Origin of the sequence: Alteromonas sp. K632G (assembly GCF_017653625.1) — a bacterium.
GTDB lineage: Bacteria > Pseudomonadota > Gammaproteobacteria > Enterobacterales > Alteromonadaceae > Alteromonas > Alteromonas naphthalenivorans.
In genome coordinates this window covers 97065-112333 of record NZ_JAGGDM010000009.1, presented here as the reverse complement: position 1 = coordinate 112333, position 15269 = coordinate 97065, and the positions used below count along the sequence as shown (strand labels likewise).

At 42.5% G+C, this 15269-nt stretch carries 13 protein-coding genes; 8 read left to right on the top strand and 5 right to left on the bottom strand.

Going from position 1 to position 15269, the window contains the following annotated elements:
* Window positions 1-2 precede the first annotated feature (2 nt).
* The 5 genes from J5X92_RS10730 to J5X92_RS10710 all read left to right on the top strand — a co-directional run bounded on the left by J5X92_RS10730 (window position 3) and on the right by J5X92_RS10710 (window position 4040).
* On the top strand, window positions 3-1190 hold the full coding sequence (locus tag J5X92_RS10730) for a hypothetical protein (RefSeq protein ID WP_208805743.1): 1188 nt from the start codon (window positions 3-5) through the stop codon (window positions 1188-1190).
* Window positions 1191-1288: 98 nt separating this feature from the next.
* Window positions 1289-1816: a hypothetical protein gene (locus J5X92_RS10725; protein WP_244360615.1), complete on the top strand. Its 528-nt coding sequence runs from the start codon at window positions 1289-1291 to the stop codon at window positions 1814-1816.
* 106 nt (window positions 1817-1922) lie between these two features.
* A complete protein-coding gene (locus tag J5X92_RS10720; RefSeq protein WP_013783194.1) occupies window positions 1923-2189 on the top strand; it encodes a DUF3081 family protein in 267 nt (88 codons plus the stop codon).
* Between the two features lie 186 nt (window positions 2190-2375).
* Window positions 2376-3302, top strand: a complete 927-nt coding sequence (lpxL, locus tag J5X92_RS10715) for an LpxL/LpxP family Kdo(2)-lipid IV(A) lauroyl/palmitoleoyl acyltransferase (RefSeq protein ID WP_208805742.1) — start codon at window positions 2376-2378, stop codon at window positions 3300-3302.
* A gap of 123 nt (window positions 3303-3425) precedes the next feature.
* The gene (locus tag J5X92_RS10710; RefSeq protein ID WP_013783196.1) at window positions 3426-4040 is read left to right on the top strand and encodes a TcpQ domain-containing protein; all 615 of its coding nucleotides are present in this window, start codon (window positions 3426-3428) and stop codon (window positions 4038-4040) included.
* Window positions 4041-4117: 77 nt separating this feature from the next.
* Here J5X92_RS10710 and glnE read toward each other — a convergent pair whose 3' ends face one another.
* A complete protein-coding gene (gene glnE, locus J5X92_RS10705; RefSeq protein ID WP_208805741.1) occupies window positions 4118-7009 on the bottom strand; it encodes a bifunctional [glutamate--ammonia ligase]-adenylyl-L-tyrosine phosphorylase/[glutamate--ammonia-ligase] adenylyltransferase in 2892 nt (963 codons plus the stop codon).
* A 115-nt stretch (window positions 7010-7124) separates the two neighbouring features.
* On the opposite strand from glnE, the gene J5X92_RS10700 reads away from it, so the two are divergent.
* Window positions 7125-8030, top strand: coding sequence for a DUF350 domain-containing protein (locus tag J5X92_RS10700; RefSeq protein WP_208805740.1), 906 nt, complete (start codon window positions 7125-7127; stop codon window positions 8028-8030).
* A 52-nt stretch (window positions 8031-8082) separates the two neighbouring features.
* On the opposite strand, the gene J5X92_RS10695 is transcribed toward J5X92_RS10700, so the two are convergent.
* The gene (locus J5X92_RS10695; RefSeq protein WP_348272394.1) at window positions 8083-8424 is read right to left on the bottom strand and encodes a GIY-YIG nuclease family protein; all 342 of its coding nucleotides are present in this window, start codon (window positions 8422-8424) and stop codon (window positions 8083-8085) included.
* Window positions 8425-8482: 58 nt separating this feature from the next.
* Between J5X92_RS10695 and hldE the strand changes: the two genes are divergently transcribed.
* Window positions 8483-9913: a bifunctional D-glycero-beta-D-manno-heptose-7-phosphate kinase/D-glycero-beta-D-manno-heptose 1-phosphate adenylyltransferase HldE gene (gene hldE, locus J5X92_RS10690; RefSeq protein WP_208805738.1), complete on the top strand. Its 1431-nt coding sequence runs from the start codon at window positions 8483-8485 to the stop codon at window positions 9911-9913.
* Window positions 9914-10030: 117 nt separating this feature from the next.
* Window positions 10031-11104, top strand: a complete 1074-nt coding sequence (locus tag J5X92_RS10685) for an XrtA/PEP-CTERM system-associated ATPase (protein ID WP_208805737.1) — start codon at window positions 10031-10033, stop codon at window positions 11102-11104.
* Window positions 11105-11132: 28 nt separating this feature from the next.
* On the opposite strand, the gene J5X92_RS10680 is transcribed toward J5X92_RS10685, so the two are convergent.
* Genes J5X92_RS10680 through J5X92_RS10670 form a run of 3 tightly spaced genes read right to left on the bottom strand, consistent with a single transcriptional unit; the run spans window position 11133 to window position 15251 of the window.
* Complete coding sequence (locus J5X92_RS10680) at window positions 11133-12809, bottom strand: TIGR03016 family PEP-CTERM system-associated outer membrane protein (RefSeq protein ID WP_208805736.1); 1677 nt, start codon at window positions 12807-12809, stop codon at window positions 11133-11135.
* A complete protein-coding gene (locus J5X92_RS10675) occupies window positions 12778-13683 on the bottom strand; it encodes an XrtA-associated tyrosine autokinase (RefSeq protein WP_208805735.1) in 906 nt (301 codons plus the stop codon). The genes J5X92_RS10680 and J5X92_RS10675 overlap by 32 nt, the downstream gene beginning before the upstream one ends.
* Window positions 13683-15251 carry an XrtA system polysaccharide chain length determinant gene (locus J5X92_RS10670; protein ID WP_208805734.1) on the bottom strand — a complete coding sequence of 523 codons (1569 nt, stop codon included), beginning with the start codon at window positions 15249-15251 and terminating at the stop codon, window positions 13683-13685. The genes J5X92_RS10675 and J5X92_RS10670 overlap by 1 nt, the downstream gene beginning before the upstream one ends.
* Window positions 15252-15269: the final 18 nt, after the last annotated feature.

Genomic DNA, 15269 nt, shown 5'->3' with positions numbered 1-15269 from the left:
TCGTGATTAAATCTATTGCTTTATTGGTATCAAGTATTACGGCTTCATTTTCTTTGTTGGCCAATACGGAAGTGACAGGCTCCGCGGGTGGAGAGTTGCGCTATTTTTTGCAAGACGCCCTGTACGAACGGCAAGAACGAACTTACGGTTCTGTCTTTTTCAGCCCCGAAACCTATACCGAGTGGAATGATGGAGAAGACAGTTTGCTGTTTAAGCCCTTTTTCAGGGCTGACCAACACGACGAGGAAAGAACCCATTTCGATGTTCGAGAACTGCAGTGGATGCATGTGGCAGACACATGGGAAACTAAAGTAGGAATTGGGAAAGTATTCTGGGGGCAAACCGAGTCTATTCACCTTGTTGATATTGTCAATCAAACCGATGCAATTGAAGCGGTAGATGGCGAAGATAAGCTTGGTCAGCCAATGGTTAACGCTTCCTACTTTAGTGATTTCGGCACGTTTTCAGTATTTGTGTTGCCCTATTTTAGAGAGCGTACCTTCGAAAGTACTGATGGCCGTCTGCGACCACCCCTTGCTGTAGGAGATGCCTTGTACGAGTCAGATGGTGAGCAAAGCCATGTTGATTATGCGCTGAGGTGGCAAGCAAGTATCAGTGATTGGGAAGTGGGGCTATCTTACTTTTCAGGTACAAGCCGAGAGCCAGAACTTGTTACCATCGTGAATGACGAAGGTCAGCCAGAAATTCTTCCCTATTACGCACAAATCAACCAAGTAGGCGTTGATTTACTGAATGTTTACGGGGCATGGTTACTTAAATTTGAGTCGATATATCGAGAAGGGCAGTCGGAAGATTTTGCTGCGGTAGTCACAGGTTTCGAGTACACCACACAAGGTATCTTCGACACGCAATATGGCCTTGGCGTATTAAGTGAATATCAGTTTGATGAGCGCAAAGATAACTTTTTTGCTTTAGGTCAAAACGACCTTATGGTGGGCTTGCGGTTTATATTCAACGACATTGACGGAACAGAAGTGTTAATGGGGTACGTTCAAGATTTAGATGAATCGAGTACCTCTAGTGCATTTATTGAAGCGTCCAGTCGCATTTCACCTCATTGGCGATGGAAACTGGATGGCTATTTCTTTTCAAGTGATGATACTAACGATACTTTTTATTTCCTAAGAAGAGATGATCATCTTCAATTTACCCTTGAGTACTTTTTTTAGTACAAGGCGTTATTTCTGATTTAAATTTAACACTTACACTTTTAACCCTAGCTATTTAATAATGGGTTATTCTTTTGTGGTTCTAACTTGAGGTTTTAATGAAGCAGTTTGTTGTTGTTTTTATGGCGCTTTTTTTTATATTTAACGCACACAGTGCTTCTACCAACTACGGTATTGCGTCAGTGGGGTTTAGTGATTTTGAGTTCAAAGATGTCGAAAATAGCGGGCTAATTTATAGTGTTGCTTTCGGGCGCCAAATCCATAGGCAGTGGTATACAGAAGTGGGGTACCTTAATTTAACTAACGATAGCGACAATGACACCGAGCTTACGGGTGACGCGCTTTACCTTGCAGTGCTCGGAAAAGCAAACAGTCAGTATGGGGAACTGTTTTATAAGTTAGGGGTTGCTAACGTTGATATTGCAAGTACGCGCTACTGTGGAAATTCAGAGTTTTCTGGTGATGCATGCTCATTTGATGAGGGTGTGGTGGCAGGTATTGCTGGCCTTGGATTTGATTATTATGTTGGTCTAAAATCTATGGTGCGACTTGAATACATTTATCTAGGCGGCGAAGACAACCTCTCAACGCATTTAGTGTCTTTGGGCTTTCGCTACAATTTTTAATGGCCAAAAAGGTAGGGCGACTAAATACATACAAATATAGCGGTGTAATCCAAACGCTATTATTCAGCGTAAAAAGAGTGGCTAGTCAAAAACTAAGGAGCCATTTATGAAAAACGAATTAGACAGTAAATTTCTATTGCAGGTGTTTGAAAAAATCCGAACCAACGGTGATAAGAAAGAAGATCAATACCACCTAAATGGCATTGTTGCGTACACCGACCTAGATGGCTACACGTTATTTATCGAAGATAAAAACTGCAAATTGCAATTTGGGTTCCATAATCAATATCACTTTGATTATGAAACTAACGACCACTTTCATACTTTTGAGAAAAAGCTGAAACAGATTGATAAAGAGTACGGTGCTAACTAAATAGGCTGATTGGGGAGGGCAACCTTCTTTAAAAATTTCACTTTAGCGAGATTGGTAAATCAGTGGGTGGCGCATTGAAAACAAAATCCTACGGCAGTCGTGTCGAATTATTCCACCAACGCACTTTCGACTTTAATTTGGTCTGCTACAATAGCGCTCCTCTTAATTTGTTAGGAATAGAGTGCGTTGGCTGCGGCAATTAAGGCTCCTAAATTCAAACTGTCTTTTCTTACTCCAAAATTTTGGCCTGTATGGCTAGGAGTATTTCTTCTTTACATCATCACTTGGCTCCCTCTTCCTGTCATACGATTTATTGGCGGTGGTGCAGGTAAACTGATTGCGAAAATTGTCCCTAAGCGCGTTCGCGTGGCAAAGCGAAATCTTGAACTTTGGAACCCGTCGTTGTCAGAGTCAGAAGTGCAAGCGCTATTAAAAGAGAACGTACGAAGAACCGGAATGGCCTTATTTGAAACCGCTATGGGGTGGTGGTGGCCTGATTGGCGAGTAAAAAAAGCCATAGAAATTGAAGGGGCTCAGCATGTTGAAGCTGCCATAGCTAGCGGCAAAGGTGTGTTTGGGATGGCACTGCACAACATGAACCTTGAATTTGCATGTAGGGGAATTGGGTACTTCCACCCCAGTATCGCCTTCTATAGAAAGCATAATAATCCGCTGGTCGATTATTTACAGTACCATGGTCGTAATCGCTCAAATAAGTACATGATTGATAAGCGTAATGCAAAGGCCTTGTTAATGGCATTGGAGGACAAAGAACTGTGCCTATACCTTCCCGACCAAGACTACGGACCAAAGCAAAGCGTATTCGTCCCTTTTGGGGGAGTTGCTGAAACCGCGACCACCACAGCCACGTTGATGTTTATTCGTCGTTCTACCAGTGTGCCTATGATGATAACGTCTCAGTACACTGCGAAAGGTTATAAAATTAAAATATACCCTCCATTGACCCATTTAGGGGAAATGGAGGATATTGCTGCATTAACGGAATTGAACACGCATATCGACAAGGCAATTAAAGAACAGCCTGAAAGTTACTTATGGATGCACAAGCGTTTCAAAACCAGACCCAGTAAAGACACACCGTCGTTGTACTAACGGAGCAGTTACCTATTATACCGTTAGGTGTACAATTACCAATGTAGGGCGTTTTTTGTGTGCAAGGTAAAAGCGAGGTAAGCTGTATCTTGGGTTTAAGTTATTGGAAGCATTAATAAAGTCATGGCTAAAAAGGTTTATTCAAATACATTATTTTGGGCGCGTCACGTAGCGCTGGCATTCGTATTGATAGTGATTGCTGGTGTGATGATATATTTGCAACAAAATAACAGTGATGACGTTCCTGCCGGTAAACCCGCTGAAGAAAAGTCGGTGGCTAAGGGATTGAGCGAGTTTTACCGCGAATTCAGAATGTCTTCCACCGATCCAGTTAAGGAAGAGCAGGGAAATTTTGTTATAGAAACTGGCGGCGTTGACCCCCAACTCGATAGCAAACTTGAAAGCATGTCTAGCCTGAATACGACGGTAGACACTAGCTGGACCGGCGAGCAAAAATTCCGCACCTTCAAAGAAGGGAGTACATTGCGAGAGGCCATCTCTACTTTTGCGCAAGCGGAAGGCATGCAGCTGATATGGAATTTAGAGCAAGACTTCATAATCAAACATCAGTTTCAGTTGGATAACACGGTAGCTGGGTCGTTGGCAAAAATTGCTAGCGCTATCGACAGTAGTTTCGAAGGACAGGTAAATGCCTATCTTTGCCCTGAGCAACGTTCTTTGGTAGTGACCGCTGAAGAGACCGAGTTTTTATCTACCCGATGTACTCTAGTTCGCTGATTATTAGTTAAATCAAAGGAGAGCTACTGCTCACCTTTATTATCATTACTGCCATCAATGCTAGCATTACTATTGGGTCAGCTGTCGGCAGCACTGCCAAATAACGCCTGCCAATATTCACTTACCGTTTCTCTCATTTGGCTCAAATGCTCGGTTTGTTCTGCATACTTAGTGTCTGCAAGGGTCAGGTGATGATATTGTTCTCTTAGCGCAAGGTAGGCTTGTTGTAGCGCGTGAGATTGTTTTTCATCAATAATGCCTGCGTTATGGGTCGCATCTAGTAAACGCAAATTATCTGAAAATTCAGTCAAGCTCTCAATCTTATTCGCATGTGCTAATACCCAGTATTGAGTCATAAATTCAATATCTGCTATACCTCCCACACATTGTTTCAAATCGACTTTTTGATTGCTGGTAGAGAGTAAATGTTTGCGCATTTTTGCGCGCATTTCACTCACTTCAGTAGATAGCGTAGCCTGGTCTCTTTGAATAGACAGAATGTTGTGACGCACAGTATTAAACGCACTAAGCAGCGATATATCACCACAGATACCGCGGGCTCTCACTAGCGCTTGATGTTCCCATGTCCACGCCTCTTCTTGTTGGTAGCGCTCAAATCCATCAATGTGACAACAAAGTAGGCCCGCATTACCAGATGGCCGCAAGCGTAAGTCGGTTTCATACAACTGACCAAACAAGGTTTTGGTATTCAGTAAGTGCATAATACGCTGAGCAAGTTTGATGTAAAATTGCTGGGCTTCAATAGACTTAGCCCCATTGGTAGCGGACTGGCGAGGCGCGTTGTGCAAAAACACAAGGTCAAGATCAGAGCCATAACCAAGCTCGTAGCCACCAAGCTTGCCATACCCAACAACCGCAAAGCCCAGCTCACCATCGTTTAGATGACTCGGCACGCCAAAGCGCGCTGAAACTTGGTGCCACGCTGCTTCAATAACTTGCTCGAGCAAGACTTCCGCTAATACGGTAAGTTTATCGCTTACATTCACTATGGGTAGCGAGCCACTGATATCACTGGCTGCAATGCGCAGCTGCTGACAAAGCTTAAACTGTCGCCACGTGTCCATAGCAAGCTCCATATCGTCGTGTTCGACCCGTAGCATAGTTTGCCGTAACTCTTGCGCATATTCGTATTTGCTGGTGGTAATATCTGAATTTTGCTGCTGCAAATAGAGCGGGGTGAGCAGTTCATCTAACAGCAGCGGGAAGCGTTTGATTTCATTCGCTATCCACTCACTCCTGTCACACAGTTTTACCAACTGTTGCAGAACATTGGGGTTTTCCAGTAATAAATCTAAATAGGTTGTCCTGCCGGTGATCGCATCTATCACGCCGAAGATTCGTTTTAGTACATTGTTTGCTTTATTGGGATCGAATTTAATCAGCACATACAATATTTCCGGGATGAGTTTATTTAGCGTGTCTTCGCCTTTTTGACCCATCCGATATCCGCGCTGATTAGTTTTGAAATCTTGTAACTGGGTACAAATACCTTGCGCTTCGTCTACGCTAATAAAAGGGGTTAGCGTGATGCTAAATTCTTCTTTATCGAGGGAAAGTTGCCAAGCATCGCGGCATGCGTCAAATAAGGTATCTTCGCTAGTATGAGTATCTTGTGCTTCTTCAACTAATTCATTGAAGTGCCCATGTATTCTAGACATGGTGTTTTGCAGTTTTGCCATAAATTCATCATATGAACTGAAACCAAGCACGGCAATTAATGCGTTTTTCTCCCACTCACTATCAGGCAGTGTTTGAGTTTGTCGGTCTTGGCATTGCTGAAGCGTGTGCTCAATCTTACGAAGAAATAAATAGTCTGTCCGTAGTTGCTCAGTCACATCAGGCTCTACGACTTCAAACTCGGCAAGCTTATCAAGGGTATTAAGTAGCGACTTACTTTGTAACTCAGGCTCTCTACCACCATGAATAAGCTGAAAGCTTTGTGCGAAAAATTCAACCTCACGAATACCACCAGCACCAAGCTTAATATTATTACTCAAACGCCTACGTCTAATTTCCGTAGCAATAAGGTGCTTCATGCTTCTAAGGGCATCAATAGTGGTGAAGTCTAGGTAGCGCCTGAAGGTAAAGGGCTTAAGTATACCGTTTAGCGAAGCTACATCAGTAGAATCATCATTATTGATCACCCGCGCTTTCACCATAGCAAAACGCTCCCAGTGACGGCCTTGCTCTTGGTAATAATCTTCCATGGCGTCGAAGTGCATCACCAAAGGCCCCGACTCACCGAATGGTCGTAAACGCATGTCAACCCGGTATACCTGCCCGTCGGTGGTCACTTTGTTGAGTGCTTGAATCAACTTTTGCGCTAGGCGGGTAAAAAATTGCTGATTTTCTATCGGTTTCTTTTCACCGTTTGTCATGCCTTTTTCGGGATAGGCAAAAATCAAATCGATATCTGATGAAAAGTTAAGTTCGCGGCCGCCTAATTTCCCCATGCCCAATATGTACATGTGAATAGGGCCATTTTCACCACAAGGCACACCATGTTTGTCACTTAGCATGGTGTAAAGCCATTGGTAAGCTGACGTAATTAACACATCGGCTAACGCCGAAACCTGCCTTAACGATTGTGTAATAGTTTGCTTATTAAGCCCATCGCGTAACGTAATCGCCGCCATATGATAATGGCGACAGTGGCGAAGTGTACGAAGCAGCTCGTCTTCGGATTGAATATCTTCCAGTTTTTGCGCAACAGCATAATTGTAAAAGGTATGCGGCTCTTCAGGAATCGATTCATTTAGCATAGCGCCAACCCACTCTGGGTGTTGAAGGCAAGTCTCTGCAAAAAATAACGAGCGGCCGAATAGGGTAGTGAGATCATTTTGATGATGGGCTAAGTCACTAATAACGCGCTCATTATCTGAAAGCTTTTCCCAGGTTTCGTTAGCTTGTTGTGCATTGCTCATGGTAATTGTGTTGTCTGTTGGCATAATACTGGCTTCGACAATAATAAATATTTCAAAACATTGAGATAAAAAGAGTCTGTCACAGTTTTTGGGGCGTAACCACCCTAAGGTTGTGTTTAGGTCAAAGGAGTAATATTACGTGGATGCTTTAATTAAACTCGTGCCGCTAGGTTCTGACTTATGGATTTACCTTGCCATCGATGTAAGTATCGCCCTAGCACTGTTGGTGGTTATGAAGTGGTTGACTGGGCTTATGAGAAAGAACTCAGTGACCGAAGAGCTTGGTATTAAAGATAATTTTGCTTTTGGTATTAGTATAGCCGGTGGCATGTTGTCGCTTTGTATCGTGCTTAGTTCGGTGGTAGGTCGTCATATCGGCCAGGGTTACAGTGAAGCTGCTACAGGTATGGTGACATTCGGTATTGTTGGTATTCTGCTAGTAAAGTTTGGTCGTTTTGCCCATGACAAGTTAGTACTTAATCGTGTAGATACCCACGCTATGATTTCAGAGCGCAGTGTAAGTGTTGCACTGGTAGATGCTGCAAGCTTAGTGGCAAGTGCCATTGTGCTTAAGAATATTATGGTATGGGTAGACGGTAGTGACATGAATGCCATTATTGCCATCGTGACGGGATTCTCTGTCGTACTTACCATGTTACTGGTGATGACCCGTATTTTAGAAGTACGCTATGCAAAAGATAACCAAAACGACTCCTTTCAAGGCGCGCTTCGAAAAGGTCAGTTGGCGTTAGCCATAGAACACTCGGGCAATTTACTAGGCACCGCTATGATTGTTTCAGCAGCGAAAAACTTACTAATTTATAACCCTTCAGGTTATGTAAGTAACGTAACTGGCTGGTTAGTGGTAAGTGTAGCGTTAGCTATTGCATTGCATATATTAGTGCTTATTAATAAAAAAGTGATCATGTTTGGTATGAACTTTAGACAAGAAGTCGACCAGCAACATAATGTTGGCGTAGCTTCACTAGGCTTTACGTTAAGTATCGGTACTGCCATGGTGATAAATGGAGTACTGGGCGGTTAAAGTAGTTTTTAAGCTGTCAGCGTAACGTTGACAGCTATGACCAAAATAAATACTACTGATAATTAGAAGGGCAAATGTACTGGCTGTTGTCGCATAGGGCGATACATAGGCTTTCAGGCAAAACCTTCTGTTTGACGATAGCCTGTTTTTTCTCTTTAGAAAGTTGCTTTACCTTGTATTCAACTTTCGAGGCTGTCGACCTATCTCCAATTAAGAAAATGGCCCTAAATTGAAGCGGGCCTTTTCCCTTTAAAGCACGCGCGCCACCAACAATTTCACCTCTATGCTGAGATATTCTTCGGGCCGGCGAAGTGGTAATGCCCGTGTATAATTGCCCCAGTTTATTTTCTATAAGATAAAGATACCAAGTTGAAGGCTGCTGGTGGGTATTCACGTTGTTGGCTGTTATACTCATTGGCAATTTGAAATACTTCGATAAAGTTGTCTCATCAATGATTTTACCAGATTTTAGTAAAGCGAAAGTGCTTATTGTAGGTGACCTAATGTTAGACCGCTATTGGAGTGGTGGCACAGGTCGTATTTCCCCTGAAGCCCCTGTACCTGTAGTGAATGTTCAGTCATCTGAAGACCGCCCAGGCGGCGCGGCAAACGTGGCTGTGAACGTCGCTACCCTTGGCGCTAAAGTCACCTTACTCGGTATGTGCGGTAACGATGAAAATGCCAAACTTCTACGTGAGCGCTTAGAGTCCTTTGATATTAATTGCCAGTTTTTCTCCGTTGAAGGTCAAGACACAATAACCAAACTTCGGGTGATGAGCCGTAATCAGCAATTGCTTCGCTTAGATTTTGAAAAGAGCTTTGCTGATTCAGATAAATCTGAACTAGAAAGCGCGTTCGATGGCGCCCTTGATGATGTTGATATTGTTATATTATCTGACTACGCCAAAGGGTGCTTAAGCAACCCCCAAGCGCTAATTCAAGCAGCTAAAGCAAAAGGTAAGCGCGTTATTGTCGACCCTAAAGGCAGTGACTTTAAAAAGTACGCTAACGCTACGCTTATCACACCGAACATGGAAGAACTAAACCATGTGGTAGGTGAGTCTACTTCTGAGAAATCATTAGTATCAAATGCACAGCAGGTTAAAACTGACCTCAATTTGGATGCGCTACTGCTAACCCGCTCTGAACAAGGGATGACCTTGTTCGAAGGAAACAATGCAGAGTTTCATTTACCTGCAAAGGCCAAAGAAGTTTATGACGTAACGGGTGCCGGCGATACTGTGGTATCAACGCTAGCCGTGGCGCTCGCAAGCAAACTCCCCCTGCAAGCGGCTTGTGTATTGGCCAACTTAGCGGCCAGTGTGGTGGTTGGGAAATTAGGTACGTCTACCGTTACCAATACCGAGTTAGCGCTAGCCTTAGGTGAACAATCTGTGCATCTCGATGGCGGTGTGATGACCGAAGGTCAGCTTGAGATGGCGATGGCTGCGGCGAAAGCTAGGGGCGAACGTATTGTAATGACGAACGGTTGTTTCGATATTCTCCATTCTGGCCATGTGGCTTATTTAGAAGAAGCCGCGCAGTTAGGTGACCGGCTTATTGTCGCAGTAAACACCGATGCATCAGTGACCAAACTCAAAGGCCCTGGAAGGCCTGTGAACAACACTAATCGCCGAATGGCAGTACTAGCAGGCTTAAGTGCGGTTGATTGGGTAGTGCCCTTCACTGAAGATACGCCACAGCGATTAATTGCCTCGTTATTGCCAGATATATTGGTGAAAGGCGGTGATTATCAAATTGATGAAATCGCTGGTGGAAAAGAAGTGATTGCCAACGGCGGCGAGGTGCAAGTGTTAACGTTTGAAGATGGCGTTTCTACCACCGGGATCATTGAGCGTATAACACGAAACAAGTTAACCTAGGGTTTTCGTCGTTACCTCAATTTTTGTTTCAGTAAATGTAAAATGTAGTCGTTTGCTAGCCGCACCCGTTAACCGGTGAGCTAGCAAAATGAGCAGTTTTTTCAAACGGATATCAGCATGTACGAAAGTTACTATGGACTTAACGCTAAACCTTTTCAGTTAACACCAGACCCAGGCTTCTTTTTTGCCAGTAAGTGGCACAAACGCGCCATGTCATACCTTCAGTATGGGTTGTCGCAGGCGGAAGGGTTTATTGTTATCACAGGTGATATTGGTACAGGGAAAACCACCGTCGCGAATAGTTTACTGGCTGAAATTCAAGACGATATTTTTGCGGCTCAAATAGTCACCCCCAAACTGTCGCCTGATGAGTTGGTAAAAATGGTGGCGTCAAAGTTTGATATCAACACTGACGGAAGAAGCAAAGCTGAAATTTTAAAGATGCTTGAGGTGTTCTTATACGACCTAAGCACCCAAGGCCGCCGCGCATTGCTGCTTGTTGATGAAGCGCAGAACTTACCGTTAGAGTCTATTGAAGAACTGCGCATGCTGTCTAACTTTCAGCTTAATGGTAAGCCGTTAATACAAAGCTTTTTATTAGGGCAAGAAGAGCTGCAACCTATTTTACGAGCACCCAATATGGAGCAGTTCAGGCAGCGTATAGTGGCTTCATGCCATTTAGCGCCGCTCACGTTAGATGAGTGCAAAGAGTATATTGAATATCGCTTGCATCACGCAGGCTGGAACGGCGAAGATTTATTTTCAGAAGGGGCCTATGAGCGCATTTATCAGTTTACCCGTGGTGTGCCCCGTAAAATAAATACGCTTATGGATCGCATCATGCTGTTTGGCTTTTTAGAGGAGCTTAAAAGCTTTGATGAAGAGGCGGTAAGTGAGGTAATAGATGAAGTTAAAGCTGAAATGTTTGAGCCTGAGAGTGGGGTGGGTAGCGAAAATTTAGAGGTGCCACATGATGGACGCTATCACCCTAGTAGACCATTGATGACGCCTGCAGGGAATGAAGTTCAAGATACGCAATACTATTTAGACATGCTCGTAGAGTTGGTTGATGCTTTAGATGACGCGATTGGCCATAAGGTTAAGCTAACGCAATATATTGACAAACTTATGAAGAAAAAATTTAAAACCTACGTTCGCCTAAAAGCAGACGATAAAAAAGAGTCCCAGTAAAAAATTGTTTTACTGAGACTCCATAATATTATTGATAGGTATAGGTAACTGAAAGCGTTATTCGCCTATCGGTGTAATCGCTGCCAAACAAACTGTTTCCGTTCGACAAGTCGCCGCTTTTGTCCAAGTAGGTTATAGATAAGCTGGTCTCTAAATTGTTCCCAATAGTTCTTGATAGTCCGATCAATGCATTCCAGTTATCCGATGAACCATCTAGTGAATTGTCATCTGATTGACCGTCAATTTTTGCGAAGTTAATTTCTGAGTTTAAACTAGTGTAAGAACCAATTTGATAAGATAGAGAGCTTCCAAGCGAAAGAGTCCGTTGTAATCTATTCTGATCTAAATAATCATTTTCGGAAAAAAGCCAAGTAAATGCCCATATGACTCGCGAAAAGTCGTAACCCACTTGCAGGTTAGTTCGCTTTTGTAGAATAACGCTATCATCAAATTCAATATTTAAAGAGCTTAATTGAACAAATTGTTCATCAATACTGGGAGTATAAGAGAGACTGTCTGGCTGGAAGCAGTTTGAAATAGTTGTTGAACCAACTGGGCATACAAATACTCCTAAGTTTTCAGGGTTGGCTAATAGCCGAGAAGTATTCGTAACTTCCTCACCGTATGAAAGCGATGATCTGAAATGTTTGGAGTTATACTCAATGCTGGCCGACGCGGACTCCCCGTAAAACCTTCTACCATAGTTACCGTTTATTTGTGTTCTGGATGATAATGCCCACTTAAGATCTAACCCAACAAAAGACTCACTACTATTCTCTGACTCATCTGAGTCGCTCTGGTTTAGTGTAACAGAAATGTATCTATTTTCATTCTGTCTATAAGTGATACCCGCGCCATATGAGTTGTATTCACGCTTCGCCGTAGCGGAGTCTAATCTTCCTTCGATTTGATTTGCTTCGTGTCTTGCAGTTACCCTTATCGCCCAACTATTGCTCATTCGTATATCAGCAAATCCATTAGCGCTTCTCGTTACAAAGTCGCTATCACTTGAATTGTTATTAGCAGTATTTTGATATGCGCCATCTAGTTCCCAAATCAAATACCGAGCGTATTCACCATTGGTTACACTACCATTAATTTGATAGGAGTCGTTGTCAAGCGCGGTATCACCAATTGTGACGGAAGATTCTGAGGATACATCTGAATACGAAGCGGTACCTTGTAGGTTAACCCAGTTATTTTGCTCAACTAACACGTTTGCTCTTAAAGTATTGCTACGCGTTTTTGCCAAACTGTCTGAATTGGTAATAAAATCTGATAATAAATAGTTGGTAGAATCAGTATTTCGATACGTTAGGGCGCCAGATGCTTGAAAATCAAGTAGCCTTTCAAATGGAGTCCACTGTGCTGAATAAGTGTATTCTGCATAGTTTTGCGTTTGACCAGCGGTGTCATTTTCGCGATCTACGTGAGTTAGTGTTCCAGCCCATAACCCCCGGATTGTTTTGCTTCGATATGAAGCATAGACGGAAGGTGTCACCGTAAGTGTAGTGAGGGATAGCACGCCACTTTCTTCACTCCTGATATTCTGTTCGATAACATCTGCGTTGACGGAGCCAGTTAAATCAAACTGCGCCAATGCAGTCGGTGAAACGGCGGTAAATATAGGTACAAAAAGTAAGGACCTTTTGTTTCTTACTGAAAGCAATGTATTAATCTTTGCGCTCAGAATAGTAATATCCATAATATCCGCTTCCGTCGGTGTCATGATGTATGGATTTATTTACCACAAATCCAATAGCCATTTCGGGGTTTAATCGTTCTACTGACATCTTTACATCAGCAAGCTTAGCTTTTCCTTCTTCAACTACAATAACGGCTTGGCCAGCGAAATTAGCTAAAATTGCACTTTCATTGATACCTATCAGAGGGGGGGTATCAAAAATCACTACACGATCGGGGTACCGATTTGCAAATTCGTCTACTGTCTCATGCATCTTTTGGCTTGCAAGCATTTCTGTCGATAAATGATGCGATTTTCCAGCGGGTATTATTTTCAGTTTGTCAATATTAGTTGGATATAAAACTTCCGATATATCCTCGACATCGCCCGTCAAATATTCCATTAGCCCCTTTCTTCGTTCTAAGCCGAGGGTATTGAGAACATTGGGCTTCAATACGTCAGCGTCTACTAGTAAAACTGTTTTATCTTGCTCAGCTGCGATACTTAGCGCAAGATTGGTAGCAGTAAAAGTTTTTCCTTCAGAAGGACGACTGCTTGAAACCATAATGATGTTTGGGTTGTGTAAAGTTTTTGCTAGTGAGCCAAAAGCATTTGCTAGCAACTTTCTTTTTATTTCCCGATATTCCTCATTAATTTGCTTTCTCTCGCCTAGAACAGAAATGTGACCTTTTTCACTCAGTCGTTGCAAATCAATTGTAAATTCCGACAAGGTGTTTGGAGGAGAGGGATTTCTATTAAAAGTGCTATCCATACCTTTCGGGTCATCGGAATGATAACTATCGTTGTCAACTACTTGCTTTTCGGATTTTGTGGTACGAGATACATTTTTGGCTTCTTTTTGCTTTTGAAGAGCTTTTTCAATTGTGTTTCGCATTATAGAAGCCCTTCAAAAAGCTGAATATTCATAAAGTCTGCAGTAACAAGTGCAGCATACATAGTAACTATTGTTCCAGATGAAAGTAAAAATAGGGCTAGTCGCACGCGATTTTTCTTATTTATATTTGAAATATCCAAATGTGTGACGGTCCCCCAAATTGGAAAGTCAGAAATCTGCAGTAACTGTTTTGGACGAAGTAAAATTGGGGTGAGCTGACTAACCAAAAACGCCACGCCAATACCGGTAACAAATCCTACTATAAGGACTGCGGTATATAGAATGAGACGATTTGGTCCAGATGGCCTTTTAGGCAAGAGAGGAGGTTCTATGATTCTAAATTGTAAATCCTCGGCAGAAACATCTGCTCTTCTTGATAAGTCCGCTGATTCTCTTCGAGAAAGTAACTCCTCATATTTCCTTTTCGTAATATCGTAATCGCGGTTAAGCGCTGAAGACTCAGCCTCAATTTGAGGTATGAGGTCTACCTTAGACTCTAACTCGGCAATTTTACTTACAAGGTCACCTTCTTTAACCTTCAATGAAGCAATTTGGCTTTCAAGTCGGCTAACTTCTAATTTAATCTCTCTGTTTAGTTCACTTAAAGGAAGGCTACTATCGTTTCCTTCTTGATTTAAAAACGCTTCAATTTCTCTTTTACGCGCGCCTTCAAGGCTATCCAACAAATTTTTTGTTTCTATAACGTCAGGATGAAGTTCGGTAAAGCGAAGAGTTAATCTATCAAGTTCTTCCTCGAGAGCAATTATTCGAGCATCATAACGAGTTCGGAGAATTGGCTCGTCTTGGTTTGTAATACCGAAACTATCAAAGGAATTTTTCCCAGACATTTGGTTATTCAATGAGTCGGATTGCTGACGAGTTTGGCGAATTTGAAGGCGAGTTGTTTCAAGTTCTGTTTTAAAGCTTTGAAGGTTGGCGAAATAGGTACCTGCTAACGGTAATATATCATTATACTGTATCTTGAAATTGGCTACTCTTTGTTCGGCTTCACCTAAGCGAGCTTCGTAATCGGCAATTTGCTCACTCAAGAATCGCCCTGCAGTATCAGTATCTTTTCTATTATTGCCAAGCGCTCCTTCAACAAAAAGATCTAAGGTTTCTTGAACGACCCTTTGAGCTACTAGCGCATCTTTGTTAGAAAATGAAATGTTGTATATATTGTCGCGACCTGTCGAGGAAAGCTTTATCTGGTTCGACAAGCCAGTAACGAGTGCATCGAAAGAAGACTCACTATCAGTGATAAGATCTAAGTCACTTTCTCTAGCAATCTTTTCAACATTACTTCGGCTTAGCAGAGTTCTCGCCATCATCTTTATTTCTTGATCTGGATTTGTCTGAATTGCTAAGCCGCGCAAAAGAGGTTGAAGAACAGAGCGTGTATCAACAAATACTTGTGCTTTGGATGAAAAAACATCTGGTAGCGAATACACATACAAAAAACCGATAGGGCAAATTAACCACGAGAAAATCATCACGTAACGTTTTTTGATCCAAATACCTTTAACGAAATCAAGTACTTGTGTCAAAGTTTGTTGTAAGTCCTGCATATAATTATTTGTTCCGTT